Below are 26,648 nucleotides of genomic sequence, written 5' to 3'. Positions count from 1 at the left end.
CACCGAGCCGGCACGGTCCAGCAGGAGGACACCGAGTGAAGTTCCAGGTCAACGGGTCCGCCGTCGAGGCCGACCCGCGGCCCGGTCAGTGCGCGCGCACGCTGCTGCGCGAGACCGGGCATGTCGAGGTGAAGAAGGGATGCGACGCGGGCGACTGCGGCGCGTGCTCGGTGCTGCTCGACGGTGAGCCGACGCACTCCTGCATCGTCCCGGCGATGCGTCTCGAGGGGCGTTCGATCACGACGGCCGCGGGGCTCGCTCCGGGCGACGAGTTGCACCCGGTGCAGGAGGCGCTGGCATCCGGGTTCGGGTTCCAGTGCGGGTTCTGCACCCCGGGGATGAGCGTCACGGCCTCCACGCTGTGCGAAACCGACCTCGACGACCTCGACCGCCGCATGAAGGGCAACCTGTGCCGGTGCACGGGGTACCGCCCGATCCGCGAGGCGATCCGCGAGTCCGTGCTCGGCCCCGTGCGCGAGACCGGACGCGCGGCCACGGACGCCGGCCGCGTCGGCACCTCGGTCGCCCCCGACGCCGCCCGCCGCATCGTGCAGGGCAAGGAGCCCTTCACCTTCGACGAGCCCGTGCCGGGCGGTCCGCCGCTCGTGCTGCGGGTCGTCACCTCACCCCACGCACACGCGCGGATCACCTCGATCGACACGGCTGCGGCTCTCGCAACACCCGGTGTCGTGGCGGTCTTCACCCACCTCGACGTCCCCGACATCCGCTACTCGACCGGCCGCCACGAGCACCGCACCGACGACCCCGACGACACGCGGATGCTCGACGACGTCGTCCGCCACGTCGGCCAGCGTGTCGCGGCGGTCGTCGCCGAGACGGCGGAAGCGGCGGATGCCGGCTGCCGCGCGGTCCGCGTCGAGTACGACGTGTTGCCCGCCGTCTTCGCCCCCGAGGACGCGCGACGGCCCGGGGCTCCGCTGCTGCACCCCGACCGGACGCCCGACGAGCGGGTGATGGATGCCGGGCGCAACGTCGTCGCCGGCTTCCACACGGGTCACGGGGGCGACATCGACGCGGCCCTCGCGGCGAGCCACGTCACCGTCACGGGCGAGTGGCGGTCGGCGCGGGTCACCCATGCGGCTCTCGAGACGCACGGCGCGGTGGGGTGGCTGGACGACGACGGGCGTCTCGTCATCCGCTCGTCGACCCAGGTGCCGTTCCTCGCGCGCAACGAGCTCGCGCACATCTTCGGCCTTGAGCGCGACCGCATCCGCGTGTTCGCGACCCGCGTCGGCGGTGGCTTCGGGGGCAAGCAGGAGCTGTTCACGGAAGACCTCACGGCCCTGGCCGTGCTGAAGCTCGGCCGCCCGGTCGCGTACGAGTACTCGCGCACCGACCAGTTCGTGCGGGCTTCGCTCCGGCATCCGATGCGCGTGCGCACCACGCTGGGGGCGGATGCCGAGGGGCGCCTGACCGCGATGAAGCTCGACGTCCTCAGCGACACCGGCGCGTACGGCAACCACGCGATCGGCGTGCTGTTCCACTCGTGCGCCGAGTCGACGACGCTGTACCGTGTGCCGACGAAGTGGATCGACGCCGAAGCGGTCTACACGAACAACCCGCCGTCGGGGGCGTTCCGCGGCTACGGGCTCGGGCAGGTCGTGTTCGCGGTGGAATCCGCGATGGATGCCCTCGCCGAAGAGCTCGGCATCGACCCGTTCGACCTGCGCCGGATCAACGCAGTGAAGGAGGGCGACCCGCTCCACCCCGATGAGGACGAGAAGTACGAGGAAGACCTGATCTGGGGGAGTTACGGCCTCGACCAGTGCCTCGATCTCGCGCAGGACGCCCTGCGGCGTGGCAACGGCGTCGACGCTCCCGCGGGCTGGGCGGTCGGCGAGGGAATGGCCGCCGCGATGATCGCGACGATGGCGCCGCGCGGGCACATCGCGCACACGACCGCGACCCTGCGCGCCGACGGCACGTTCCTGCTGCGCGTCGGCACCGCCGAGTTCGGCAACGGCACCTCGACCGTGCACCGGCAGATCGCGGCGACCGTCCTCGACGTCCCGCACGACCGCCTGGAACTCTGGGCCGCTGACACCGACGCCGTCCGCCACGACACCGGCGCCTTCGCGTCGGCCGGCACGACGGTCGCCGGAAAGGCGCTCCATGCTGCGTGCACCGTGCTGCGTCGGCGGATGGTCGACATCGCCGCGCAGCTGACCGGGGGTGACGTGGTGTCGGCGGAGGTCGTGGCATCCGGGGTTCTGGCCGGAGACGAGCTCGTCTCGTGGGAACGGATCGTGGATGCCGCCCCCGCCACGCTCCGCGACGAGCACGGACTCACCGCGGACGGCGCGGAGTTCGGCGACTTCCGCTCGCTCGCGTTCAACGTCCACGCGGTGCGGGTGGCCGTCGACCCCGAGACGGGGACGGTGAGAGTGCTGCAGTCGATCCAGACGGCCGACGCCGGTGTCGTGATCAACCCGGCGCAGTGCCGCGGGCAGATCGAGGGCGGCGCCGCGCAGGCCCTCGGCGGCGCACTGTACGAAGAGGTGATGCTCGAGGACGGGGTGGTGCAGAACGCCGTGTTCCGCACGTATCGCGTGCCGCAGTTCGCCGACGTGCCCGACACCGAGGTGTACTTCGCCGAGACCGACGATGCGCTGGGTCCGTTCGGCGCGAAGTCGATGAGCGAATCGCCGTACAACCCGGTGGGCGCGGCGATCGGCAACGCCGTCTCGCGGGCCCTCGGCCGCCGCGGTTACGAGCTGCCGTTCTCGCGCGACCGCGTGTGGAGGCTCGCCGGCGGGGAGTGAGGCGTTGCTGTTCCCCCCCCCTCGTCCCACTTATGGGGGCGCATGTCCCAGTTGTTGCTGTTTGGAGGGGCCTCAGACAGCAAGAAGTGGGGCATGGGTTCGGATCGCCGACGCGGCGCTGGCCCCTCGTCCCACTTATGGGGGTGCATTTCCCACTTTTCGCCGCCTGAGTAGAGTCCAGCCAACCAGACTCGGGACATACCCCCGCGGAAGGTCACCCCTCCAGCGGCACGGCCGTCCCGGACACCTGGATGCCACCCACCGGCGGCGCGTCCACCTCGAGGATGCTCGGCCGACCGATGTGCCGCCCCTGGTGCACCGTGACGTGGAACGGCGCGGGAATCCCGACACGGTCGCGGAAGTAGGCGCCGAGCGCGGCAGCCGCCGAACCCGTGGCCGGATCCTCGGTGATGTCTCCGACCGGGAACAGGTTGCGCGCCTCGATCACTGCGCCGTCGGCAACCTCGCCGTCGACGTGCACCACCGTGACGGTTCCCGTCCAGCCGCGCTCATCCATCAGCACCCGCAGCTCAGCCGGGTCGTATCCGAAGGCGTCGAACCGCTCGATCGTGGGGACGGCGACCACCGGATGCCAGTTGCCCGCGAAGGCTTCGGCGAGCGGCATCCGCGGGTCGAGGTCTTCGGTGTCGAGTCCGAGCAGCGCGAGCAACGGTGCGGGGTCGGTGAAGTCGCGGACCGTCGGCTCGACGCTCGTGAATCCGGCCGCGATCCGGCCGTCCTCGTCGCGCGTCGAGACGTGCACGTCGCCCGCGGACGTCTCGAACACGAACTCCCCCGGCCCCGATGCTTCAGCGAGGGCGACCGCCGTCGCGATCGTCGCGTGCCCGCAGAACGGCACCTCGGCCTCGGGCGAGAAGTAGCGGACCCGCAGCCGCTCCCCGTCGCGGGCCGTGACGTACGCCGTCTCGGGATACCCCAGGTCAGCCGCGATCCGCAGCATGTCGGCCTCGTCGAGGGCCGTGGCATCCAGGACGACTCCGGCGGGGTTGCCACCGCCCGGTTCTGCGGCGAAGGCGAGCAGGTGCAGGATGCCGGGCGCGTCGGTCATGCGTCGATTCTTCCGGCCGCGGGGCGGGGCGTCGCGGGCCAACCCGGCGCCTGTGGACTGCGTCGATGGGCCCGAGCGACGGCCGTTGGTCGTGGTTACGGGCCACAACCTGGAATAGCCGACGCGCCAGTCCTGGTTACCGGCCACAACCTCGAATAGCGGACGCGTAGGTCGCGATGACGGGCCGTCAGTCGCGGGTGTCGCGGTCGCGGCGGGCGTGCGACAGAGCGCGGGCCGACGGGAAGCCCGACCGTCGCGCGATCTCGGTGGACGACAGCCCCGTGGACACGAGGGCATCGGCGAGCCGACCGTTGCGCGACGTTCCCTGAAGCCGATTGGGCTGAACCCGCGGCTTCTGACCTGCGGGACTACTAACCCCGCTCCGCCCCCAGCCCCAGCACCGCCTCGGCGAGTGCCCGGATCCCCGCCGAGACGTCGGCGCCGGAGACGGCCTCGTCGGGGTGGTGACTGATCCCGTCGGGGTTGCGGAGGAACAGCATCCCCACCCCGGTGATGGCCCCGATCGCCATCGCGTCGTGACCGGCGCGACTGAACAAGGTCGGGGCCTCACCGCCGATTCCCGCCCGCACCACGTCCTGCAGCAGCGGCTCGCAGAACACCGCGGGCGCGGAGTGAACCTCGCGCGACCGCCAGCGGAGGCCGCGGCGGCCCATGATGGCATCCAATTCCGCGGAGATCTCGGACCACGTGTGGTCGCGGGTCTCGTCGAACTCGCCCCGCAGGTCGAGCGAGAACACCGCCTCGCCAGGCACGACGTTGACCGCCCCCGGGAACGCCTCGAGCTGTCCGACGGTGCCGACGATGTGGTGCTCGGCGCGGCAGATGCGCTCCACCGCGAGCGCCGCCTCGCTCGCGCCGAGCAGCGCGTCGCGGCGCATGTCGTACGGCGTTCCGCCGGCGTGCCGGGCCTCGCCCTCGACGACGAGCTGGAACCGCCGCGCCGACGCGATCGACGACACCGCCGCGAGTGGCAGACCCGCGCGGTCGAGCTCAGGGCCCTGCTCGATGTGCGCCTCCAGGTAGCCGACCAGCTCCTCGGGCTTGCGCGCGGCCTCGCCGACGCGGCCCGGGTCGAGGCCGAACTCGCGGAACGCCTGCCGCAGCGTCGAGCCGTCGGCATCCGTCAGGTCCCACCAGGACGGATCCCACTGCCCGGCCACGGCCGACGACCCGAGGAGCGCCTTGCCGAAGCGCGTGCCCTCCTCGTCCGAGAACGCGATCACCTCGAGCGCGAACGGGAACGGACTGGATGCCATGCCCTCGTCATCCACGCGGCGCACCAGCCGCACCACCTCGAGCGCCATCAGCACACCCACGATGCCGTCGAAGCGCCCGGCATCCGGCACCGTATCGAGGTGCGACCCCATCAACAGGGCCGGGGCGTCGCGGGCGCCGGCGGGGGCGAGGCGACCGACCTGATTGCCGGCGGCGTCCTGGCGGGTCGACATGCCGAGCTCGCGCATCCACTCGGCGGCGAGCCGGTTCACGCGCGCGTGCTCGGGCGACAGGTACACGCGCTCGATGCTGCCGGGGGTCGCGGTGACGCGGGCGAGCTCCTCGCAGCGCCCCATCACGCGGCGCGCGGCCGACGCGATGCGCTCGGGCGCGACCTGGAGTCGCGTCTTCATCCGGCCGCCCCGTACACGCCCTGCGCGGCCTCGACGCCACCGCCCGCGGCGACCGCTGCACCGTGCCGCCGGAGCACCGTCTCGAGCGCGGCGAGCGTGGTGAGCACGGCGTCCTTCCGGGCGTTGTAGCCCATCGTGCCGATGCGCCAGACGCGGCCGTGCAGCGGACCGAACGACGTGCCGATCTCGATCCCGAAGTCGTTCAGCAGCTCGGCGCGCACGGCGTCGCCGACGACGGCATCCGGGATCTCCACCGCCACGACGTTCGTCATCTTGTGCGCGACGTCGCCGAAGACGGTGAGCCCGAGGCCCTCGACGCCGGCGAGCATCGCGTCGCCGTGCAGCTGGTGCCGCGCGATCACGGCATCCCGTCCCTCGAGAAGCAGCACGCGCGCGCACTCGCGCGCGCCGTAGAGCATCGTGGTCGCCTCGGTGTGGTGGTTCAGGCGCCGCGGACCCCAGTAGTCCAGGATCATCGCCAGGTCGAAGTAGTTCGAGCGGATGAAGTCGGATGCCACGGCATCCCCCTCCTCCCGGATCCCCGCCTCGACCCGGGCGCGCGACCGCACGACCTCGACGGCACGGTCGGACAGGCTGATCGGCGCCGATCCCGAGGGGCCGCCGAGGCACTTCTGCAGGCCCGCCGTCGCGGCATCCAGGCCCCAGGCATCCATCTCGAACGGGTTGCCGCCGAGCGACGCCGTGGCGTCGGTGTAGAAGAGGGCGCCGTGGGCGCGGCAGATCTCGCCGATCTCGTCGAGCGGCTGCAGCATCGTGGTCGACGTGTCACCCTGCACGCACGCGACGAGGTGCGGCTTCACCCGCTCGATCGCCTCGCGGATCGTCGAGACCGGGAAGACCTCTCCCCAGGGCACCTCGATCGTGTGCACCTCGGCGAGCGCACGCTCGGCGATCTCGGCGAGGAGGTGCCCGAAGCGGCCGAAGACCGGGACGAGCACGCGATCGCCGGGGCGGATGAGCGACACCATGGCCGCCTCGATGCCGGCGCGGCTGGTGCCGTCGATGAGCAGCGTCGCGTCGTTGGCGGTGCCCCAGACCTGGCGATACAGCTCCTGCGTTTCGTTCATGGTGGCGGTCATGAACGGGTCGTACTGGCCGACGAGCGGGGCGCCCATCGCGCGCAGCACGCTCGGGTACGCCGAGATCGGGCCGGGGCCCATCAGCAGGCGCGCGGGCGGGTCGATCGGGCCGGGGAGGTGGGTCATCTTGGCTCCGTGGTGCGGGGGTGTGACGTGGGGATACGTGGGGTGGCGTGCCGGGCTCCGGAGATTCGGGCCCTTCGAGGCTGTGGGTGGCTGGGGATTCGCGCGGGGCGGCGTTCTGTCCGGAGCGCGGCACACACGGCGCGGGTCATCGGCCAGCCTCCGCCCCGACCAGTGCCGCCAGACGCCGCGCGAGGCGGACCAGCGCGATGTCGGTGCCGGCGCGCGACACGAGGCACACACCGACGGGGGCGCCGGCCACTGTCAGCAGCGGCACCGAGATCGCGGGGAGCCCCGCGGCCGCCGCGGGGGCGGTCATGCGGAGGGTCGCCGCGCGGACGGCATCCACGTCCGCCGTGCGCAGCGGCGCGGGGCCGGGAACGGTCGGGAAGATCAGCACGGCACCGTCGACGAGCTCGGCCAGGTGCGCGGCGATCGACTCGAGGTCGACGCGCGCGGCGGCCTCCTCGGCGGCGGTGATCTGTGACGCGGCGCGGAAGCGCTCGGCGACCGCCGGACCCACCGCCCCGGGGTGCGCGCGCAGCCACTCGCCGTCGTTGCGCCAGGCCTCGGCACCCTGGACCGTGCGGAACGCGGTGAAGGTGGCATCCAGGTCTCCGGAATGCACGGCGCGGAACGGAGGCGGATCGTCGGATGCCGCGAGCGCGGCGAGCATCCGCGAGAAGGCTTCGCGGGTCGCCGGTTCGACGCAGTCGAGGATCTCCTCGGGCACGAGGAAGCGCCACGGGAGGTCGTCGCCGGAGGCGCCGTAGACGTTCTCGGTCGAGGCCGAGCCGTCGTAGCTCAGGCACCAGTCGGCGACGCGGTGGAGGGTCTCGCCGTCGCGGGTGAGCCAGCCGATCGTGTCGAATGACTGCGCGAGCGGCAGCATGCCCTGCCGCGGCACGAGGTCGTGCGTCGTGCGGAGGCCCCAGAGGCCCTGGTACGACGCGGGCACGCGGATGGACCCGGCCGTGTCAGTCGCGAGACCGATGTCGGCATGCCCGAGGGCGACGGCGGATGCCGGTCCGCTCGACGAACCGCCGGGGAGGGCCCCGACGACGGCACCGTTCGGCGGAGTTCCGTAGTGCACGTTGTCACCCGCGATCGAGTACGCGAACTCATCGGTGCGGGCGATGCCGCGGAGTGACGCTCCGGCACGGAGCAGGTCGGCGACGGCCGGGGCGGTCGCCTTCTCGGGGCGGGCCTCCTCGAGGAACGTGGGGTTGCCCGCGCCGATGCGGAACCCCGCGATCGCGAACAGATCCTTGACGGCGACAGTGAGGCCCTCGAGCGGACCCTCCCACGCGCCCTGCAGGAACGGATCGCCGACGCTGCGCCAGATCGTCCGGTCGAGAGCGGGCGTCCGCGGGGTCACGTGCGCCGCGGTGATGAGCCAGCGCCCGTCGATCCGCTGCCACACCTGCGTCTGCAGCCCCCGCCCGCCGCCGCGGAACGCCGAGACCGAGATCAGCAGCGCGACGTCGCCGTCGGTGCTCTCTTCGGCATCAGCACCGGATGCCACGGCCTCCCCGCCGCGGGCGAGCGGACGGTAGTGCACCTCGGCGATCTCGCGCGGGGGGACGCCGCCGCGGAGCGCCCGGAACCCGCTGATCGCGTCGTGCCCGACGAGGAGCCCCGCCGTGTCACCGCGCAGCGTGTCGTCGCCGGGGGCGAAGAACGCGTCGAGCGCGTCGAGGTCGTTCGCGACGATCGCCCGCTCGTACGCGTCGAACGCGTCGCGCAGGTCGCCCGGGATCGTGGCATCCGTCATCGCTCTTCCTTCCCGACGCGATCGAGTGTCCAAGACACGTCGCGTGCGACCCGCGCGATGCGGCGTGTCGTGGACGCTGAACCATCATCGGCAGCGGGCCGCGGAACCGTGCCGCGGGCGGCACCGGCGGCGTCCGCGGCCTCGGCGCGAGCGAGTGCGGCGGCGAGCGCGGGGGTCACGCGGCGTCTCCCTCGGGGGCGGCGGGGGCGTCCAGCGCCACCGGCTCCACCGCGGCCAGCCCGGCGAAGTCCGCTTCGCGGATGCGGGCGTGGACGCCGGACACGATGTCGACGACCTGCGAGATGTCGAAGTCGGTCGCGGCGCTGAGGTACGCGTACGCGAGGTGCTCGTCCATGCCCCAGCGGCCCCCGATCAGCGACAGCGACGCGCGGACGCAGGCGCGCATCGCGGCATCCAGGTCGGGGTCCATGCCGGTCGGCACGAGGTACTCGGGCGTCCGGACGAGCGGGCCGGTGACGTGTCCGAATGCGGCGCGGGCGGCATCCGCGGGGATCACCTCGAAACGCAGCGTCGCCCGGAGCGAGGCCTCGAGCGCGGTGAGCGCGACCTCGCCGTCGCCCTGCGCGAAGTGCGGGTCGCCGACGTACGCGAGCGCCCCCTCGACCTGCACCGGGAGGAACAGCGTCGTCCCCTCGACGAGCAGGTTGATGTCGATGTTGCCGCCGTGGGTTCCGGGCGGAACCGAGTGCGGGCGCTCGTGCCCGGCGACCGCGACGCCCATGGTTCCGAGGAACGGCGCGAGCGGGAACGCCACCACCGGCTCGCCGCCCTCGACGACGGGGAGCGTGCCGTGCAGGACGCCGTCCCGCTCGCTGACCGACGCGAACACGCTGACGTTGTGCTCTCCGCGAGGCAGTTCGCCGACGAGCGCGCCCTTGCCGTGGCGGTTCGAGATCACGCCGTACGGCACGCGCGGGGCGAGCGCCTCGACCGTGATCTTCAGCAGATCGCCGGGGTGCGCGCCGCGCACGTGCACGGGACCGACGACGACGTGAGGACCGTCCGCCATCACATCGCGGGCGACGGATGCCGCGATCTCGATCGCGTCGTCCAGCACCTGCTCGGGCGGAACACCGTGCGCCGCGAAGTACGCCGCCGGGTCTTTGCCCTGGTCGTCGAGGATGCCCTCGTGGCTCACGGTGTCGAACGTCACGGTCTCGCCCGACGCGATCTCGAGCACCGCGGCATCGGCCGCGCACGGGAGGCGTCCCCACAGCACCGTTCGGGGCGTCGCCGCGACGTAGTGGTCGCCGGGGATCGCGCCCGCGCCGGGCTGCAGGATCGGGACGGCGCTCACGCCTCGACCACCGTGGTCACGAGCTCGCGCCCCGAGCGGAGTGTCACCGGTTCACCGCGGCGGAACACCGACTCACCGCGCAGCCACGTCTCGCGCACGACGCCGGCGAGCGTCTGCCCGTGCCACGGCGAGACGGGGTTGCGGTATTCGAGGGCGGCGGCATCCACGACGAATTCCTCGTCGGGAGCGAACGCCACCAGATGCGCCGGTGCGCCGGGGGCGATGACGCCGAGGCCCCCGAGTCCGGCGATGCGCGCGGGCCCGGTGGTCAGGAGCGGCAGAAGATCTTCGAGCGGGATGCCACGCCCCCGCGCCGCGGTATGGACCGACGACAGGCCGGTCTGGAGGCCCGCGATCCCGCCCCAGGCCAGGCCGAAGTCGGGGTTGGACTTCAACTCCACCGTCGCGGGCGAGTGGTCGCTGACGATGGCGTCGACGGTGCCGTCGACCACCCCTGCCCACAGCAGGTCGCGGTTCGCAGCTCCCCGGATCGGCGGGCAGCACTTGAACGCCGCGGCTCCGTCGGGCACCTCGGCGGCGTCCAGCGTGAGGTAGTGCGGGCACGTCTCGACGGTCAGGCGCACGCCCTCGGCCTTCGCGGCACGGACGTCGTCGAGCGCCTCGCCGTCGGACACGTGCACGATGTGCGCGCGGGCACCCGTGCGGCGGGCCGCCTCGATCACCCGGCGGATCGCCGCGCGCTCGCTCATCGGCGGGCGGCTGGCCTCGAAGTCGGCGTAGTGCGAGCCGAGGGCGCCGTCGGCGTGCAGATGCGCGGGGTCTTCGGCGTGCACGATCAGCAGACCGTCGAACTCCGCGAGCTCCGCGAGGCAGGCCTCGAGCTGCGCGGCATCCAGGTGTCCGAACTCGTCGATCCCGCTCGGCGACAGGAAGCACTTCACGCCCACCACACCGGCATCCGTCAGCGCGCGCAGCGAGCCGAGGTTCTCGGGGACGGCTCCTCCCCAGTAGGCCACGTCGACCGCGAGCTTTCCGGCGGCGGCGGCGCGCTTGGCATCCAGGGCTTCGGGGGTCGTCGTGACCGGCGAGCTGTTCAGCGGCATGTCGACGACGGTCGTCACTCCCCCGGCCGCGGCGGCCGCAGTGCCGGTGGCGAAGCCCTCCCACTCGGTGCGGCCGGGCTCGTCGAGGTGCACGTGCGAGTCGACGAGGCCCGGCAGCAGCACCGCGTCGTCGGGCAGCACGCGGTCGGCCATCGGATCGAAGACGGTCACGGCCGCGATACGGCCCTCATCGATCACGACGGTCGCGGGGACGAAGCGCCCGCCCACGAACGTGCGCCGGGCCGAGATCCTGGTGCTCATGCCGATCACGCTAAAGGCCCCGCGTTTCCCCGATGTAACCGTCATCAACATTCACGCGAAAACTCGGGCTGGGGAGGAGGGGTGCGGCTCCGGGTTCGGGGCGTGATCGTCCGTTTGGGGCACGGCATCCCCCGCCCCAAACGGAAATTCGCGTCCCGAACGGGCACCGGTGACGCCCCGCACCGGAGGCGCCGCGTACTCGTCGCGCTTGCTCGTGCCGAGGCCCATGCGGACCATCCCGGATGCCAGTCCCACCGCGGCCGCGACTCCGTCGACGACCGGCACGCCCACGCGGGCCGTGAGCTCGGCGCAGAGGTCGGCCATACCGGCGCAGCCCAGCACGATGACATCCGCACCCCCGGACGCCGCGTCGGCCGCGAAGCGCTCGATGATCGCGACGGCGTCCGACCCGGTGTCCTCGAGATCGAGGACCGGGATGCCCGTCGCCGCCAGCGACACGCACGCGCGCTCCATGCCGTACCGGCCGACGAGGTCGCGGGCCCGGCCGAGCGTACGGCTCAGGGTCGTGACGACACCGAAGTGCCGCCCCGACACCGCGGCCAGGTGCATCGCGGCCTCTGCGATCCCGACGACCGGGGCATCGACCAGCTCGCGCGCCGCGTCGAGTCCCGGGTCGCCGAAGCACGCGATGACGTAGGCGTCGGCGGGCGCGGGACCGTCGCGGTCGGCCGTGACGAGCTCGACGACCGCGACCGCGGCCGCGACCTCGTCGACGTGGCTCTCGATGGCCGAGGCCCCGACCGCGGGGCACACCGCATCGACGAGGACGTCGGGCCCCGCCACCCCCCGGGCGGCGTCCGCGATCTTCGCGGTCATCGCCCGGGAGGTGTTGGGGTTGATGAGCAGGATCCTCACGCGGTCGCGCCCGACCCCGAGATGACCGTCGACGCCGAGGCCGTGGCATCCACGGGGATCACACCCGAGATCGCCGGCGGCTCGGATGCCGCGGTGTCCGCCGCCCCGTCGACGGTGCCGTCCGAGATGCCCTCGGCCTCGCCCTCGAAGGTCGGGATGCGGGGGTCGAGACGCTCGAACAGGAGGAACAGGACGTACCCGAGGCCGCAGCCGATGAACCAGCTGTAGTCGCTGATCGCGGAGACGTCGAACAGACCCAGGTCGGCGAAGAGCTTCGGGAAGACCGCGATGGCCACCGTCGGGATGCCCGCCGCGATGACGGCCTTGACCCCGTTGGGATTGAACCCGTTGCGGTACCAGTAAGGGCCCTTGGCATCCATCGTGAACATCGCGTCGACCTTCACGCGCTGGCGGGCGGAGATGTAGTACCCGGCGATCAGGATGCCGAAGAGCGGCCCGATGAGCGCACCCAGGACGCCGAGCGAGTAGTGGATCGCGTCGTCGTTGGCGTACCAGTTCCACGGCATGAGGAAGGTCGAGCCGACGGCGGCGATCATTCCGCCCGCGCGCCACGAGATCTTCTTCGGGGCGACGTTGGAGAAGTCGAACGCGGGCGAGATGAAGTTCGCGACGATGTTGATGCCGACCGTCGCGGTGACGAACGTGAGGCCGCCGAGGAGGATCGCGAAGGGCGCGTCGATCGCCTCGACCGTCTTGATCGGGTCGGTGATCAGCTCGCCGAACACCGGCACGGTCGCCGACGCCGTGATGACCGTGAGCAGCGAGAAGAACAGGAAGTTGATCGGCAGACCCCAGAAGTTGCCGCGCTTGACCGCCGAGAAGCTCTTGCCGTAGCGCGCGAAGTCGCCGAAGTTCAGCATCGGACCGGAGAAGTACGACACCACGAGGGCGATCGCGCCGAGCATCACCGGGATCGAGGCCCAGAAGTCCAGCTGCGTGGTCGACAGGGTGAACGAGATGTTCTGGATGCCGGCCTGCGACACGAGGTACACCGCGAGCACGATCATCACGAGGTACACCGCCGGGCCCGCCCAGTCGATGAAGCGTCGGATGACCTCCATGCCGTTCCAGAACAGGAGGAACTGCGCGGTCCACAGGATCGCGTACGAGATCCAGCCGAGGGCCGAAAGCCCCGCGAACGACACGTCGAGCAGGGCCGCGGAACCCGGGATGAACTTCAGGAACACGATGTTCAGCGACTCCGCCGCGAGGAACGTCTGCACGCCGTACCAGGCGATCGCGATGAGACCGCGGATGATCGCGGGGATGTTCGCCCCCCGGATGCCGAACACCACCCGGTTGATCACCGGGTAGGGGACGCCGGTCTTCTGGCTGGGCTTGGCGACGAGGTTCGCGAAGACCTGCACGATGACGATGCCGGCGATCAGGGCGACGAGCACCTGCCAGGACTGCAGGCCGAGGGCGAACAGCGAGCCCGCGGTGACGTAGCCGCCGACCGAGTGCACGTCGCTCATCCAGAACGCGAAGATGTTGTACGAGGTCCACTTCTGCTTCTTCAGCGGAGCGAGGTCCTCGTTGGCGAGCCGGTCGTCGTACTGCGGCTTCATGTTGCCGCCGCCGGTGGGGTGGCCTGCGGCCTCCACGAGATCGTGGGGGCCGGTGAGCGGTGTCGTGGTCATGTCATTCCTCTCAGGACGGTGGATGCCACGACGTGGAGTCCGCGGCCAGAGTGGTGCACTGATGTGAAGCTATGGGTTCACACATCCGTTCCGGTTTCGCTCATGTAACGGCTGTGTGAAGTCGCTCCTTCACACTTCGGGCGTCCCTAGACTCGGGGCATGACGCAGCCCGCCGCCGTGGACGACCTCGCGGGCTCCGCCGTCGGCACCCGCATCCGCGAGCTGCGCACCGCCCGCGGCATGTCGGCGCGCACCCTCGCGGCGAAACTCGGCATCTCCCCCAGCGCTGTGTCGCAGATCGAGCGGGGCGTCCTCCAGCCGAGCGTCTCGCGGCTCATCGCCATCACCGACGCCCTCGGCGTTCCCCTCGTGGCGGCGTTCGACCCGGCATCCGATCGCCCCGTCGAACCCGCCGGCCCCTCGGGCTTCACCCTGCAGCGCGCCGGGCAGTCGCCCGACATCGTGCTCGACAGCGGCGTCTCGTTCCGCCGCCTCACCCCCGGCACCTCGCCCGGCGTCGACTACTTCGAGTCGATCTACCCGCCCGGGGCGTCGGCGCACGGCGCCGACGGACTGTTCCACCACGAGGGGTACGAGGTCGGCACGGTCGTGTCGGGCGAACTGACCATCGACTTCGAGGCCGAGCGCGTGATCCTCCGGGCCGGGGATGCCATCAGCTACCCCTGCTCGGTCCCCCACCGCCTGCACAACACCGGCACCGCCGACGCCGTGGCGCACTGGTTGATCGTCCACGCCTGACGGGCTCGGGTGTGTGGGCGCGGGTTCGCGGCGCCGTGCGGGCGCGGGTTCACGGGGTCGCGGCGGGTTTGGGGCGCGATTCGCGCTTTGGGGCGTGAATATCGCGCCCCGAAGCGCGGAATCCGCCCCAAATCACGGATGCCACCCGCGGCTCCCCCCTTGAAATGTTCCCCACAGCAACATCGCGGACACATCCCGCCACAGCCCCGTAACGCGCGCCGCATAGCGTGGCGGGCATGCACCTCACCGCCTTCAACGCGGCTTCGCCCGCCGACGCGGCGGGAGTCGTCCGCGTCTGGGCCGACATCCCGGGATGGGTCGACGCCGTCGTCGCCGGCCGGCCCTACGCCGACGTCGACGCCCTCGCCGCCTACGCCGGCGACCTCGCCGCGACCTGGTCGCCCGCCGACCTGGAGCAGGCCCTGCACGCTCACCCCCGCATCGGCGCGAGAGTGTCGGGCGAGAACGCGGAGGCCGCGGCATCCCGTCGCGAACAGGCCGCGATGACCACCGCCGCGGACGACGACGTCGCCGCGATCGCCGCCGGCAACGCCGCGTACGAGGAGCGGTTCGGTCGTGTCTTCCTGATCCGCGCGGCGGGCCGCACCCCCGGCGAGATCCGGGCCGAACTCGAGCGCCGCCTCACCAACGACCCCGACGCCGAGACCCTCGAGGCGACGCGGCAGCTCGCCGAGATCGCGCTGCTGCGCCTGCGCGGCAGCGTCACCGACGCCCCGGAGGGCACCGAATGACTCACCTCACCACGCACGTCCTGGATGCGGCGACCGGCACGCCCGCGTCCGGCGTCGCTGTGACGCTCGCGCACCTCGACGGCGCGACGATCGACTCCGCCGCGACCGACGCCGACGGGCGCCTCGCGCTCGGCCCCGACCGTCTCGCCGACGGCGACTACTCTCTGACGTTCGGAACCGGCGCCTACTTCCGGAGCCGCGGCGTCGCGTCGTTCCACCCCGTCGCGACGGTCGCGTTCACCGTGAGCGGCGAGGGCCACCTGCACGTGCCGCTGCTGCTGAGCCCGTTCGCGTACTCGACCTACCGCGGCAGCTGAGGAGGAGCCATGAAGGTCATCGTCATCGGAGCCGGCATCGGCGGAACCTCCGCCGCCCTGGCGCTGCAGAAGCTCGGCCACGACGTCGTCGTCTACGACCGTATGCGCGAGAACCGGCCGGTCGGCGCCGCGCTGTCGCTGTGGTCGAACGGCGTGAAGGTGCTCAACTGGCTCGGACTCGGCGCCGAGGTCGCCGCCCTCGGCGGCCAGATGGACGACATGGCCTACTACGACGGCCACACCGGGGAGGAGATGTGCCGTTTCTCGTTGGCATCCGTCACCTCTCAGACCGGGCAGCGGCCCTACCCGGTCGCCCGCGCCGACCTGCAGGCGCTGATGATGGATGCCGTCGGCGCAGACCGCATCCACCTCGGGATGCGACTGGTCGGGGTCTCCGACGACGGCGAGACGGTGACCGCGACGTTCGCCGACGGTTCGACCGACACGGCCGACCTCCTCATCGGCGCCGACGGGGCGCGCTCGCTCGTGCGGGACTACGTCACCGAGCCGACCGGCATCCGTCCCGAGAGGCGCTACTCGGGGTACGTCAACTACAACGGCCTGGTCGCCGCCGACCCCCGCATCGGGCCGCCGCACCAGTGGACGACGTACGTCGGCGACGGCAAGCGCTGCGCCGTGATGCCCGTCGCGGGCGACCGGTTCTACTTCTTCGTCGACGTCCCCGGGCCCTCGGGCGTGCTCGAAGACCGTGTGGCGGCGCTCGAGTCCGCGTTCGGCTCGTGGGGAGCGCCGGGCGTGCGGGCCCTCCTGGATGCCATCGACCCCGATGCCTCGCTCAACCGCGTCGAGATCTGGGACATCGACCCGTTCGACACCTGGGTGCGGGGACGCGTGGCGATCCTCGGCGACGCCGCGCACAACACCGCCCCCGACATCGGGCAGGGCGCGTGCTCGGCACTGGAGGACAGCTTCGCGCTCGGGATCGTGTTCGCCACGACGACGCTCGGCGTCGAGGATTCGCTGAAGCGCTACGAACGCATCCGCACCGAGCGGGCGGGCGATCTCGTGCTGCGCGCCCGCAAGCGTGCGCACGAGACGCACGCGTTCGACGTCGAGGCGACGCAGGCCTGGTACGACGGCCTGCGGCGCGAGGACGGCTCCGGCGTCATCCGCGGCATCGTCGGCAACATCGAGGGCAGCCCCGTGGAGCTCGGCGCAAGCGTGCTGCGCTGACGCGGGGCGGCGCGGGGGCGGCGGGCCCGAGTGTCCAAGACACGCCGCATCGGGGCCCGGCGCAACGGCGTGTCCTGGACACTCACCATCGCGCGCCGCTGCGGGCGGCACGGTGTCTGGGCTTCGGTGTCCAAGACACGCGGATGCCACGACCCGCGGTCCGCGTGTCTTGGACACTCAGCGCCGCGCGGGGCGCTCAGTTCATCGCGACGTTGAAGTACGCAACGGCGGCGAGCGGCAGCGCGAACAGCGCGATCGCGGCGCCGAGCGCCCAACGTGCGGTGATGCGCGGCCCGCGGCGACCGCCGCGCTGGGCGCGACGCAGAGCCGTCGTCGCGAGGACCGTGAGCAGGACCGGCACGACGAGCCAGGGGACGAGGAGGACGGGAAGGAAGAGCGCAATCACGGCCGCGTAGAGAAGCGGCACGGCCCCGAGCACCACGGCCGCGATCACGACGATCGACATCACGAGGCTCGTCTCGCGCTGGTGCTTCTGCTCCTCCGGCGTCAACCCTTCCGGGCTCGGTGACGGCCGATCCGACGTCCGCTGCGAGGACACATAACTCGCCGCGGGCGGCCGCGGCGCCGTGGGATCGGCGGCATCCTGCTCGCTGGCCGAGGGGGTGGCATCCGTCGGTTCGGTCATTCGGCCACGGTAGCCGCCCTGTCACGCGCGGGCCCGAGTGTCCAAGACACGCCGCATCGGGGCCCGGCGTAACGGCGTGTCCTGGACACTCGCCGTTGCGCGCCGCTGCGGGCGGCACGGTGTCTGGGCTTCAGTGTCCAGGACACGCGGATGCCACGACCCGCGGTCCGCGTGTCTTGGACACTCACGTGAGGGGCAGCACCGACGCGCCCCGACGGGGAGGCGAACGCGCGCCGGGTCAGACGTGGAAGATGCTGTGCACGTCGCCGCCGAGCACATGGCGGCCGCCGAGGGCGTCGATCTCGAGCAGCACGGCGGTGCCGGTGACCTCTCCGCCGAGGCGGGCGACGAGGGCACGCCCCGCTTCGAGGGTGCCGCCGGTGGCGAGGACGTCGTCGAGCAGCAGGACGCGCGTGCCGTCGGCGATGTCGTCATGCATCTCGATCTCGGCGGTGCCGTATTCGAGCGCGTACGAGACGGATGCCGCCGGCCGCGGCAGCTTGCCCGCCTTGCGGATGGGAACGAGTCCCACGCCGGCCGCGACGGCTGCGGCTCCGGCGAGGAGGAAGCCGCGCGCCTCGATGCCGGCCACCACGTCGAAGCGACCCGCGAACGGCTCGAGCAGCGCCTCGATGGTGACGCGCAAGGCCTCGGCATCCGCCAGCAGCGGCGTGATGTCGCGGAACATCACCCCGGGCTCGGGGTAGTCGGGGATGCTACCGATCAGCGATTCGGCACGGGAGAGAGCGGAGGCGTCGGGCACCGTCCCAGCCTAATCGCCGCGGGTTCTCCGCGTCGGGACCCCCCGCCTGTCCGGCGGCCCTCGCCCTGACGTCCGCTTCGGTGTCCAAGACACGCGGACGGCAGTGGGCGGCATCCGCGTGTCTTGGACACCGAAACACCGGCGAGGGCGCCGAAGCACCGAGGCGCGGCGGAGCGGGGTGAGCCGCGGGGCGCCCTGTGACACGGCGGAAACGCGGCCCCGGTAGTCTGCGATCGTGTCGACCCCCTCCCCCGCGCTGCAAGCGCTTGCACTAGGTTGTACCGCATGACTTTCACGCAGCAGGACGCGCGCCCCGAACTCGAGTCCGCTCCCGGCTCCGAGTGGTGGCGGACCGCCGTCATCTACCAGATCTACCCCCGCTCCTTCGCGGACGCCTCGGGCGACGGCCTAGGTGACCTCCCCGGCGTCACCGCGCACCTCGACGACCTCCAGGAGCTGGGTGTGGATGCCATCTGGCTGAGCCCCTTCCAGCGGTCGCCGCAGAAGGACGCGGGGTACGACGTCGCCGACTACCGCGACGTCGACCCGATCTTCGGCACCCTCACCGATTTCGACGCGATGCTCGCGGGCGCCCACGACCGTGGCATCCGGGTGATCGTCGACCTGGTGCCGAACCACTCCAGCGACCAGCACGTGTGGTTCCAGGAGGCGCTGAAGGCCGCCCCCGGCAGCCCCGAGCGCGCGCGGTACATCTTCCGCGACGGGAAGGGCGAGAACGGCGAGCTGCCCCCGAACAACTGGGAGTCGGTGTTCGGCGGCGGCATGTGGAAGCGCGTGACCGAGGCCGACGGCACGCCGGGCCAGTGGTACCTGCACATCTTCGACGAGACCCAGCCCGACTTCGACTGGACCAACCCCGAGGTGCGGGCCGAGTTCCGCGACATCCTGCGCTTCTGGCTCGACCGCGGGGTCGACGGTTTCCGCGTCGACGTCGCCCACGGCCTCATCAAGGCCGACGGCCTCCCCGACTTCACCCCCGACCCCGAGGGCGGCTCGATGGGCGGCGACGCCGACGAGGTGCCGTACTGGGGCCAGCCGGGCGTGCACGAGGTGTGGCGCGAGTGGCACGAGGTCCTCGCCGAGTACGACGGCGACCGCGCCCTGTGCGCCGAAGCATGGCTCCCCACCGTCGCGCAGACGGCGCTGTGGGTGCGCCCCGACGAGATGCACCAGGCGTTCAACTTCGCCTACCTCGAGACGAAGTGGGATGCCGAGGCCCTCCGCGACGTGATCACCGAGTCGCTCGACGAGTACGCCGCCGTCGGCGCCCCGAGCACGTGGGTGCTGTCCAACCACGACGTCGTCCGGCACGCCTCGCGACTCGCACTCACCGCGGAGAACCCGCAGGGCGCGGGCATCGGTCCGAAGTCCCCGGGCCAGCCCGACCCCGTGAAGGGGCTGCGGCGCGCCCGAGCCGCGACCTCGCTCATGCTGGCGCTCCCCGGCTCGTCGTACCTGTACCAGGGCGAGGAGCTGGGCCTGCCCGAGGTCATCGACCTGCCCGACGACGCCCGCCAGGACCCGACGTGGTTCCGCACCGAGGGCGAGCGGTACGGTCGCGACGGCTGCCGCGTCCCGATCCCGTGGACGGCCGACGCCCCCGCGTACGGCTTCAACGAGACCGGCGCCGCTTGGCTGCCGCAGCCCGCCGAGTGGGCGGAGTTCGCCCGGGACGTGCAGCGCGAGGACCCGGCATCCACCCTGTCGCTCTACCGCTCGCTGCTCGCCGAGCGCCGCGCGCGCGGCCTCGGGGCGGGGTCGCTCGAGTGGCTCGACGGTTTCGGCGACGACGTGGTGGCGTTCCGCAACGGCTCCGTCACCGTGATCGCCAACCTCGGCGACACCGCGGTCGAGCTTCCCGCCGGAGACGTCCTGGTGGCGAGCGGACCGATGGACGGCGCTGCGCTCCCGACCGACACGACCGTCTGGATCGCCGCGGCCTGAGCCGTGGCATCCGGGATCCGCGAGACCGTGGTCGGCATCGACGAGGTCGCCCGCCGGGCGGGCGTGTCGACGGCCACGGTCTCGCGAGCCCTCAGCGGGCGCGGGCCCGTGTCGCCCACGACGCGGCAGCGCGTGCAGACCGCCGCGGATGAGCTGGGCTACGTCGTGTCGGCGGCCGCCTCGGCGCTGGCGACCGGCCGGGCCCGGGCGATCGGGGTCATCGTGCCGTTCCTGGACCGGTGGTTCTACAGCACGGTGCTCGCGGGGATCTCGGACGGTCTCGTGCGTCGCGGCTTCGACATCACCCTCTACGGCGTGAGCGCGGCGGCCGAGGAACGACACCGCGTGTTCTCCGACAACGTGCGCCGCCGCCGGGTCGACGGGATTATCACCATCGCACCCGAGCTCGACGCCGAAGAGGCCGAGCTCCTGCGCAGCCTCGGTGTCCCGATCGTCGCGATCGCCGGCCCCAATCCCCTGGTGACGACCCTCACCGTCGACGACCGCGCCGTGGGTCGCCTCGCCACCCGGCACCTGCTCGACCTCGGTCACCGGCGGATCGCGCACATCGGCTCGCACGAGACGAGGGGGTCGTCGGTGCCGGCCCTCCGCCGTCGTGGCTTCACCGAAGAGATGGATGCCGCCGGCGCGACGCCCTCGTTCGCCGACGCCGACTTCACGATCGAGGGGGGATCGGCTGCGGCGCGGCGCCTACTCGACGCCGTCGACCGCCCGACCGCGATCTTCGCCGCGTCGGACGAGATGGCGATCGGCGCCGTCCTCGCCGCACGGGAGGCGGGGCTGCGGGTGCCGCAGGACGTCTCGATCATCGGCGTCGACGGCAACGACCTGGGCCGCTGGTTCGGACTCACCACCATCGACCAGTTCGCCCGCGGTCAGGGCGAACGCGCCGCCGAGGCGGTCCTCGCCGACCTCGACGGGGCCGCCCCCACCCTTCGTCGCGGCACGCTCCCGTTCGCCTTGCTCGAGCGCGGCTCGACGGCGGTGCCGCCGGGCTGAGGCGGGTGCCGGGCCGTCGCATCCCGGCACGACTCCTGCATGGCGCGTCCCGCCCGACGGGCACACGCGCACGGATGCCGCTCCGCAGGACTATCGCGCGGCTCGCATCCCTTGCGAGCGGAACGAGACGCCCGTCCGGTCAGCGCTTCGAAGCGGCCAGCGACCCGGTCGTCTGCGCGACGGACGGGTCGAAGATCATGCACAGGATCTCGCGGTCGCCCTGCGCCCAGGTCTCCTTGGTCGGAGAGAGGTAGGTGTAGTCGAGAGTCGAGTCCGCGTACGGGATGCCCACGAAGGCGGCGAACGCCGCGTCGCACTTCTCGTAGGCCTGCTCCTCGAACACGCTCTCCCCGGGGAAGGCGCCGTCGTCGACCAGGAACGAGCTGAAGATCTCGAAGTTGTGGGGCTGGGCGCAGTCGAGCACGTTGTCGCTCGTGATGTAGGTGGTCGCCAACTCGTCGAGGCACGTGCCCACCGGGAGCGCGAAGGTGTCGTTCTCCGCCGGGGGGAGGAACGGATCGAGAGGAGAGCCGGCACTCGACGACGCCGCGCCCAGGGCGAACAAGAGGAAGAGGGCGATGCCGACGATGATCGAGAGCACCGTCATAACCGCCCCGGCCACGATGCCGCCGATGGCGAGGCCGCGGCCCTTCTCACCCGTCCGCTTCACCTGGGCGAGCGCCACGGAACCGGCGATGATGCCACCGATCGGGAAGACGAAGCCCAAGACGATCGCGACGATCGCGACGGTGTTCGTCCGCTGCTCGGCGCCCGGAACCGGAGCCGGGGCGCCGTACCGAAACCCGGGAGGTACCGCGGCGTACCCGGCGGGCGGGACGGGGGAACCGCCGGGAACGGTGGACGCGGGGTAACCGCCGGGGGCGGGCGGGGCCGGGTGGCCGCCGGGCGCGACCGGCGGCGCGGGTGCGCCCTCCGGCGCGTCGATGCCGGACGCCGTGTCCGGGCCGGCGGGGGCAGGGACGCTCCCGGCACCACCGGCCAGCAGCCCCTGCTGCGCGAGACGCACCCCGGCCAGGTGCGCCGCGTCGCGGACGATCTCGCCCACGCGGGCCGCGCCGACGGCGCCGCCCTTGAAGAACCCGCCGACCGCGGAGTGCTCGAACACGGCCAGGGTGCCCTCGGCACCCGGGGAGAGATGCACGTCGAACCGCACGTGCATGTCCTGTCCGGCGAACGCGCCCGCGACCACCGTCGTCCCCAGGCTCCCGCGGGAGACGTCGAGCGAACCGCCGGGCGTCGGCTGCACGGTGAAGCCCTGCTCGGCCAACGCCGAGCCCACGGCATCCCGCGCCTGATCGAGCGGAAGAAGAAGTCGCAGTTCTGCGGTCGCCACGGATGCCCCCCTGATCTCGTCGCACGGCGAGTGCCACGGCAGCGATCAGGCTATCGCCCGGCGGTCAGCGGATACGGCCCACCAGGTCGTCGCGCGTCAGGGTGTCGGCCTCCGCGAGCACGGAGCGGGCGGCGTCGCGGGCGTCCTCGACGTTCCACAGCAGCACGCCGACGACCCGGTCGTCGTCGAGGTAGTAGACGACGCCGCGGTCGGCGTCGATCCAGTCCTCCACCGTGGCGAGCGAGGAGTCGAGCGTGCCGACCGCCTCGTACCGGATGCCGAACACCGCCGAGTAGTAATACGGCGTGTGCGTGTACGGCTCCGCGGCGCCGGCGAGGTTGCGGCCGACGGCCCGGCCCATCTCATTGGCGTTGTCGACGTGCTCGACCCGGCGGCGCCCGAGCAGCCGGTCGGGGTAGCTCGCGACATCCCCCGCGGCCCACACGTCGTCGACCGACGAACGCAGCTGCGCGTCGACCACCACGCCGTCGTCGACGGCGATCCCCGCCGCCTCGGCCAGGTCGGTCGCGACCTCGATGCCGAGCCCGCTCACCACGGCGTCCGCGCGCACCTCGCCGCCGCCCTCGAGCGCGAGCCGGATGCCGTCGGCATCCGCCTCTCCTGCCTCGACCTTCGATCCCGCGACGATCTCGACCCCGGCGTCGCGGAACAGCTTCTCGAACCGCTCCGCGAGCGCGGCCGGGAACACCGCGTCGCCGAGCACCGCGCCGGTGTGGATCAGGACCGTGTCGACCCCGTTCTGCACGAGGGCGGCCGCGAGTTCGGAGCCGATGTAGCCGCCGCCGACGACCGCGATGCGCTCGACCTCCCCGGACAGGGCGCGCAGCCGCCGGTAATCCGCGGCGGTGCGGAACGTCAGGGCCCGTTCGCCGCCGGAGCGGTCGTCGATCGGGAGCGGCACGGGGTGTCCGCCGGTCGCGAGGAGCAGCTTTCCGTACGAGTACGTCTCGCCGTCGGCATCCACTTCGTGCGCCTCGGGGCGGACCACGGACGCGCGCGTGCGCAGCCGGATGTCGGCGCCGGTGTCGTCGGCGGTGCCGAGCGGCACCTTCTCCCACGTGAACTCGTCGTCGGTCCACAGCTTCTTGCTGAGGGCGGGGCGCGTGTAGGGCTCGTCGACATCGTCGCTCAGAATGACGATCGACCCGTCGGCGTCGATCTCGCGGATGCCGCGGGCGGCGGTGTCGGCGACCATCCCGCCGCCGACGATGAGGTAGTCGAAGTGTGTCGTGGCCATGCCGCCAGCCTCGCCGCCCTCGCCGCCCACCCGGGACGGCTGGACAGGCGAGGTGGCATCGGGTAGCGGGGGCCTGTGAGGAGATTCAGTGTCCAAGACACGCCGTACGGCGTCGGGCGGATGCGGCGTGTCTTGGACACTCAAGCGCCGGGAGTGCCGCGGCACGGAAGCGCACGGGACACCGCACGACGCGACGCATAGGCTCGGAGGCATGAGTGTCGACCTCGAAAGCCTGTACACCGACCTTCACACCCACCCCGAGCTGTCGTTCCAGGAGACCCGGACCGCCGGCGTCATCGCCCGGCACCTCGCGGACCTCGGACTCGAGGTCGAAGAGGGCGTCGGACGGACGGGCGTCGTCACGAAGATCGACAACGGCCCCGGTCCGGTGGTCTGGCTGCGCGCCGACATGGACGGCCTGCCCGTCGAGGAGCAGACGGGCCTGGCCTACGCGAGCACCGCGCGCGGGACCGACCCGGCCGGCAACGCCGTTCCCGTGATGCACGCGTGCGGTCACGACATGCACGTCACCGCCCTGATCGGGGCGCTCGAGCGTCTCGTCGCCACCACGTCGGAGTGGTCGGGCACGGTCGTCGCGGTGTTCCAGCCCGCCGAGGAGTACGGCGCGGGCTCGCAGGCCATGATCGCCGACGGCGTGCTCGACCGGTATCCGCGGCCCGACATCGTGCTCGGGCAGCACGTGACACCGCTCCCCGCCGGAACGATCGGCGTGCGCCCCGGCACCCAGATGGCGGCATCCGACGGGCTCACCGTCGTCCTCCACGGCCGCGGCGGACACGGCTCGCGCCCCCACTCCACGATCGACCCCGTCGTCATGGCCGCCGCCACCGTCATGCGCCTGCAGACGGTCGTCTCGCGCGAGGTCGACCCGCGCGATGTCGCGGTCGTCACCGTCGGCTCGATCCACGCGGGCCTGAAGAACAACATCATCCCGGCCGAGGCGAAACTCGAGCTCAGCCTCCGCTACCCCGACGACGCGGCCCGCGCGCGGGTCATGAGCAAGGTCGAGCGGATCATCCGCGCCGAGGCCGAGGCATCCGGAGCCGAGAAGACCCCCACCATCACGACCGACCACTCCCTGCCGCCCACCATCAACGACCCGGATGCCACGGCCCGCCTGACCGCGGCCTTCCGTCGGGCGTTCGGCGAGGCGGGCGTCGTCGACCCGGGCATGTTCACCGGCAGCGAGGACGTGTCGTGGTTCGCCCGCGAATCCGGCGCGCCGCTGGTGTTCTGGTTCTGGGGCGGCGTGGATCCGCAGAGGTTCGCGGACGCCCTGGCCGGCGGCACGATCGAGCGCGACATCCCCACCAACCACTCGCCGTTCTTCGCACCCGTGATGCAGCCGACGATCGACCGCGGCGTCGAGAACCTCGTGGTCGCGGCCCGGGAGTTCCTGGACTGATCGGCGCGCCCGTGTGAGGGTGGGAGGAACCTTTGGGGAGGCCGCCATGACCATCACGCAGGACGAGACCCACGTGAACGCGCTGCTTCCGGGGGCGGCGGTGGTCGTCGGCATCCGCTCGCTCCTGGTCTGGGCGATCGTGGCGGTGACGATGCTGGCGGTCTTCCTGCGCGGCAGCATGGGCAGCTGCTCGGGCGGCGTCACCGGCAGCGGGGGTTTCCTCGACGCCGAGGGACGACCGACCGACGTCGCCCCGATGTGCGGCTCGGTCACCGTGAGCGCGCACCCGCTGATCTACGTGGCGATCGGCCTGGTCGTGCTGTTCTCGCTGACGAGGATCCTGCGCCGTGCCGACACCGTCGAGCGCGCTCTGAGCATCCTCCACAACGCCCGGATGGTGATCGTGGTGCTGACCCTCGTCACGTTCGTCGTGGGCTACTGGGCCATCACGACCCTTCGCGTCGAGGACTGGAACGACTACTCGCTGTTCGCTCCCCTCCCCTTCGCCGGTTTCGACATCACGACGCGCCCGATGGGCTGACCGGCCCTGGTGCTCGCGTCAGCAGGCGCGCGTGCGCGACCGCCGGTGGGGGGCGACGACGCCCGCGAAGACGGCGAGCACACCTGCGTAGCCTTGTGGACATGTCCGCCGCCGCCCGCCTCCGCGACGAGCTCGTCGCCCGCATCGACGCGACCGGTTTCGCCGCGCACGGGGTGCACGTGAGGGTCGGCGACGACACCGCGACCCACCGCTGGGCGCCCGACGTGCGCGAGGAGATCCACTCCGTCGCCAAGGCCGTCGCCGTGCTCGCGGCCGGAATCGCGGCGGATGAGGGTCTCGTGTCGCTCGACGCCCCGCTGGGCGAGCTCGTGCCCACCTCCGCCGAGCTCACCCTGCGGCACCTGCTCACCATGACCGGCGGAATCGACTTCGCGTACTCCGAGACGATGATGGGCGAATGGCCCGACCTCGCCGCCGAGTTCCTCGCGCGACCCTCGCGCGGCCGCGTCTTCCAGTACTGCAACGCCAGCACGTATACCGCGATGCACGCGCTGTCGCAGCGCACCGGCGACGTCGAGGAGTACTTGCGGCCACGGCTGTTCGTCCCGCTGGGCCTGGACGAGATGCACTGGCGACGCTGCCCGAACGGCCGCGTGCTCGGCGGCGAAGGTCTTGCCCTCCGCACCGACGAGATGGCGCGCCTGGGCCTGCTGATCCGCGACCGCGGGCTCTGGAACGGTCGCCGCCTCGTCTCGGCGAAGATGGTGGATGCCATGCACTCGGAGTGGATCGAGACCGGCAGTGCGGGCGAGGGCTACCGCCGCTATGCGATGGCGGGGTGGGACGGTCCGGGGAACGCCTGGCGCCTGCACGGTGCGCACGGGCAGCTGATCGTCTTCGCCGGCGACGCGGTCGTCACGGTCACCGCGAACGATCACGGCGGCGCCGACGCGGTGGCCTCCTTCATCGCGGAACGGGCCGCCTGAGAGGGCTCCCGAGCGCGCCGCGGACCCC

General features: G+C 72.1%; 22 protein-coding genes. 10 read left to right on the top strand and 12 right to left on the bottom strand.

The genetic code is table 11. The annotated features are described in order from the left end of the window. Window positions 1-35: 35 nt before the first annotated feature. Window positions 36-2,783, top strand: a complete 2,748-nt coding sequence (locus QM517_RS15770; RefSeq protein WP_283288774.1) for a molybdopterin-dependent oxidoreductase — start codon at window positions 36-38, stop codon at window positions 2,781-2,783. A 214-nt stretch (window positions 2,784-2,997) separates the two neighbouring features. On the opposite strand, the gene QM517_RS15765 is transcribed toward QM517_RS15770, so the two are convergent. The 8 genes from QM517_RS15765 to QM517_RS15730 all read right to left on the bottom strand — a co-directional run bounded on the left by QM517_RS15765 (window position 2,998) and on the right by QM517_RS15730 (window position 13,678). Then, complete coding sequence (locus QM517_RS15765) at window positions 2,998-3,852, bottom strand: PhzF family phenazine biosynthesis protein (protein WP_283288772.1); 855 nt, start codon at window positions 3,850-3,852, stop codon at window positions 2,998-3,000. 371 nt (window positions 3,853-4,223) lie between these two features. Continuing rightward, a complete protein-coding gene (locus QM517_RS15760; RefSeq protein WP_077050913.1) occupies window positions 4,224-5,501 on the bottom strand; it encodes an allantoate amidohydrolase in 1,278 nt (425 codons plus the stop codon). Next, on the bottom strand, window positions 5,498-6,727 hold the full coding sequence (locus tag QM517_RS15755) for a pyridoxal-phosphate-dependent aminotransferase family protein (RefSeq protein WP_283288770.1): 1,230 nt from the start codon (window positions 6,725-6,727) through the stop codon (window positions 5,498-5,500). Before QM517_RS15755 ends, QM517_RS15760 begins: the two co-directional genes overlap by 4 nt. Window positions 6,728-6,872: 145 nt before the next feature. Further along, a complete protein-coding gene (locus QM517_RS15750) occupies window positions 6,873-8,498 on the bottom strand; it encodes an AtzH-like domain-containing protein (protein WP_283288768.1) in 1,626 nt (541 codons plus the stop codon). Between the two features lie 175 nt (window positions 8,499-8,673). Next, window positions 8,674-9,816 (bottom strand): acetamidase/formamidase family protein, encoded by a 1,143-nt coding sequence (locus QM517_RS15745; RefSeq protein ID WP_283288766.1) that lies wholly within the window; start codon window positions 9,814-9,816, stop codon window positions 8,674-8,676. Continuing rightward, window positions 9,813-11,141: an allantoinase AllB gene (gene allB, locus QM517_RS15740; RefSeq protein WP_283288765.1), complete on the bottom strand. Its 1,329-nt coding sequence runs from the start codon at window positions 11,139-11,141 to the stop codon at window positions 9,813-9,815. The genes QM517_RS15745 and allB overlap by 4 nt, the downstream gene beginning before the upstream one ends. 51 nt (window positions 11,142-11,192) lie before the next feature. Continuing rightward, window positions 11,193-12,017: an aspartate/glutamate racemase family protein gene (locus tag QM517_RS15735; RefSeq protein ID WP_283288762.1), complete on the bottom strand. Its 825-nt coding sequence runs from the start codon at window positions 12,015-12,017 to the stop codon at window positions 11,193-11,195. Continuing rightward, window positions 12,014-13,678, bottom strand: a complete 1,665-nt coding sequence (locus QM517_RS15730) for an NCS1 family nucleobase:cation symporter-1 (protein ID WP_283288760.1) — start codon at window positions 13,676-13,678, stop codon at window positions 12,014-12,016. The genes QM517_RS15735 and QM517_RS15730 overlap by 4 nt, the downstream gene beginning before the upstream one ends. Window positions 13,679-13,837: 159 nt before the next feature. Between QM517_RS15730 and QM517_RS15725 the strand changes: the two genes are divergently transcribed. From QM517_RS15725 to hpxO, 4 genes are all read left to right on the top strand, one after another. Then, window positions 13,838-14,437, top strand: a complete 600-nt coding sequence (locus QM517_RS15725; RefSeq protein WP_283288756.1) for a helix-turn-helix domain-containing protein — start codon at window positions 13,838-13,840, stop codon at window positions 14,435-14,437. Between the two features lie 236 nt (window positions 14,438-14,673). Then, window positions 14,674-15,189: a 2-oxo-4-hydroxy-4-carboxy-5-ureidoimidazoline decarboxylase gene (uraD, locus tag QM517_RS15720; RefSeq protein ID WP_077050919.1), complete on the top strand. Its 516-nt coding sequence runs from the start codon at window positions 14,674-14,676 to the stop codon at window positions 15,187-15,189. Beyond that, window positions 15,186-15,506, top strand: coding sequence for a hydroxyisourate hydrolase (gene uraH / locus QM517_RS15715; RefSeq protein ID WP_077050920.1), 321 nt, complete (start codon window positions 15,186-15,188; stop codon window positions 15,504-15,506). Before uraD ends, uraH begins: the two co-directional genes overlap by 4 nt. 9 nt (window positions 15,507-15,515) lie before the next feature. Continuing rightward, complete coding sequence (gene hpxO, locus QM517_RS15710; protein WP_077050921.1) at window positions 15,516-16,700, top strand: FAD-dependent urate hydroxylase HpxO; 1,185 nt, start codon at window positions 15,516-15,518, stop codon at window positions 16,698-16,700. Between the two features lie 196 nt (window positions 16,701-16,896). On the opposite strand, the gene QM517_RS15705 is transcribed toward hpxO, so the two are convergent. Together QM517_RS15705 and QM517_RS15700 are read right to left on the bottom strand one after the other, a co-directional pair. Continuing rightward, a complete protein-coding gene (locus tag QM517_RS15705; protein ID WP_283288750.1) occupies window positions 16,897-17,346 on the bottom strand; it encodes a hypothetical protein in 450 nt (149 codons plus the stop codon). A 238-nt stretch (window positions 17,347-17,584) separates the two neighbouring features. Further along, window positions 17,585-18,109: an adenine phosphoribosyltransferase gene (locus tag QM517_RS15700; protein ID WP_077050923.1), complete on the bottom strand. Its 525-nt coding sequence runs from the start codon at window positions 18,107-18,109 to the stop codon at window positions 17,585-17,587. Window positions 18,110-18,394: 285 nt separating this feature from the next. Here QM517_RS15700 and QM517_RS15695 point away from each other — a divergent pair, with 285 nt between their 5' ends. Both QM517_RS15695 and QM517_RS15690 read left to right on the top strand, forming a co-directional pair. Beyond that, a complete protein-coding gene (locus QM517_RS15695) occupies window positions 18,395-20,074 on the top strand; it encodes a glycoside hydrolase family 13 protein (protein ID WP_283288748.1) in 1,680 nt (559 codons plus the stop codon). 27 nt (window positions 20,075-20,101) lie between these two features. Then, on the top strand, window positions 20,102-21,094 hold the full coding sequence (locus QM517_RS15690; RefSeq protein WP_374114704.1) for a LacI family DNA-binding transcriptional regulator: 993 nt from the start codon (window positions 20,102-20,104) through the stop codon (window positions 21,092-21,094). A gap of 139 nt (window positions 21,095-21,233) precedes the next feature. On the opposite strand, the gene QM517_RS15685 is transcribed toward QM517_RS15690, so the two are convergent. After that, window positions 21,234-22,448 carry a DUF4190 domain-containing protein gene (locus tag QM517_RS15685; protein WP_283288744.1) on the bottom strand — a complete coding sequence of 405 codons (1,215 nt, stop codon included), beginning with the start codon at window positions 22,446-22,448 and terminating at the stop codon, window positions 21,234-21,236. 64 nt (window positions 22,449-22,512) lie between these two features. Beyond that, window positions 22,513-23,706 carry an NAD(P)/FAD-dependent oxidoreductase gene (locus QM517_RS15680; RefSeq protein ID WP_283288743.1) on the bottom strand — a complete coding sequence of 398 codons (1,194 nt, stop codon included), beginning with the start codon at window positions 23,704-23,706 and terminating at the stop codon, window positions 22,513-22,515. Window positions 23,707-23,917: 211 nt separating this feature from the next. Here QM517_RS15680 and QM517_RS15675 point away from each other — a divergent pair, with 211 nt between their 5' ends. From QM517_RS15675 to QM517_RS15665, 3 genes are all read left to right on the top strand, one after another. Further along, window positions 23,918-25,132 (top strand): amidohydrolase, encoded by a 1,215-nt coding sequence (locus QM517_RS15675; protein WP_283288741.1) that lies wholly within the window; start codon window positions 23,918-23,920, stop codon window positions 25,130-25,132. Between the two features lie 46 nt (window positions 25,133-25,178). Beyond that, entirely contained in the window at window positions 25,179-25,673 is a 495-nt protein-coding gene (locus QM517_RS15670) for a hypothetical protein (RefSeq protein WP_283288740.1), read from the top strand. 101 nt (window positions 25,674-25,774) lie between these two features. Then, window positions 25,775-26,620, top strand: a complete 846-nt coding sequence (locus tag QM517_RS15665; RefSeq protein ID WP_283288738.1) for a serine hydrolase domain-containing protein — start codon at window positions 25,775-25,777, stop codon at window positions 26,618-26,620. Window positions 26,621-26,648: the final 28 nt, after the last annotated feature.

It is taken from the genome of Microbacterium sp. IEGM 1404, from assembly GCF_030056775.1.
GTDB lineage: Bacteria > Actinomycetota > Actinomycetes > Actinomycetales > Microbacteriaceae > Microbacterium.
The sequence above is the reverse complement of the archived record's forward strand: the minus strand, read 5'-3'. Positions and strand labels throughout refer to the sequence as shown.

Excerpts from the sequence above, each read along its gene's own strand:
- QM517_RS15765 (WP_283288772.1), bottom strand. The coding sequence starts at position 3,852 with ATGACCGACGCGCCCGGCATCCTGCACCTGCTCGCCTTCGCCGCAGAA.
- QM517_RS15760 (WP_077050913.1), bottom strand. The coding sequence starts at position 5,501 with ATGAAGACGCGACTCCAGGTCGCGCCCGAGCGCATCGCGTCGGCCGCG.
- QM517_RS15755 (WP_283288770.1), bottom strand. The coding sequence starts at position 6,727 with ATGACCCACCTCCCCGGCCCGATCGACCCGCCCGCGCGCCTGCTGATG.
- QM517_RS15750 (WP_283288768.1), bottom strand. The coding sequence starts at position 8,498 with ATGACGGATGCCACGATCCCGGGCGACCTGCGCGACGCGTTCGACGCG.
- allB (WP_283288765.1), bottom strand. The coding sequence starts at position 11,141 with ATGAGCACCAGGATCTCGGCCCGGCGCACGTTCGTGGGCGGGCGCTTC.
- QM517_RS15730 (WP_283288760.1), bottom strand. The coding sequence starts at position 13,678 with ATGACCACGACACCGCTCACCGGCCCCCACGATCTCGTGGAGGCCGCA.
- QM517_RS15725 (WP_283288756.1), top strand. The coding sequence starts at position 13,838 with ATGACGCAGCCCGCCGCCGTGGACGACCTCGCGGGCTCCGCCGTCGGC.
- uraD (WP_077050919.1), top strand. The coding sequence starts at position 14,674 with ATGCACCTCACCGCCTTCAACGCGGCTTCGCCCGCCGACGCGGCGGGA.
- uraH (WP_077050920.1), top strand. The coding sequence starts at position 15,186 with ATGACTCACCTCACCACGCACGTCCTGGATGCGGCGACCGGCACGCCC.
- hpxO (WP_077050921.1), top strand. The coding sequence starts at position 15,516 with ATGAAGGTCATCGTCATCGGAGCCGGCATCGGCGGAACCTCCGCCGCC.
- QM517_RS15705 (WP_283288750.1), bottom strand. The coding sequence starts at position 17,346 with ATGACCGAACCGACGGATGCCACCCCCTCGGCCAGCGAGCAGGATGCC.
- QM517_RS15695 (WP_283288748.1), top strand. The coding sequence starts at position 18,395 with ATGACTTTCACGCAGCAGGACGCGCGCCCCGAACTCGAGTCCGCTCCC.
- QM517_RS15680 (WP_283288743.1), bottom strand. The coding sequence starts at position 23,706 with ATGGCCACGACACACTTCGACTACCTCATCGTCGGCGGCGGGATGGTC.
- QM517_RS15675 (WP_283288741.1), top strand. The coding sequence starts at position 23,918 with ATGAGTGTCGACCTCGAAAGCCTGTACACCGACCTTCACACCCACCCC.
- QM517_RS15670 (WP_283288740.1), top strand. The coding sequence starts at position 25,179 with ATGACCATCACGCAGGACGAGACCCACGTGAACGCGCTGCTTCCGGGG.
- QM517_RS15665 (WP_283288738.1), top strand. The coding sequence starts at position 25,775 with ATGTCCGCCGCCGCCCGCCTCCGCGACGAGCTCGTCGCCCGCATCGAC.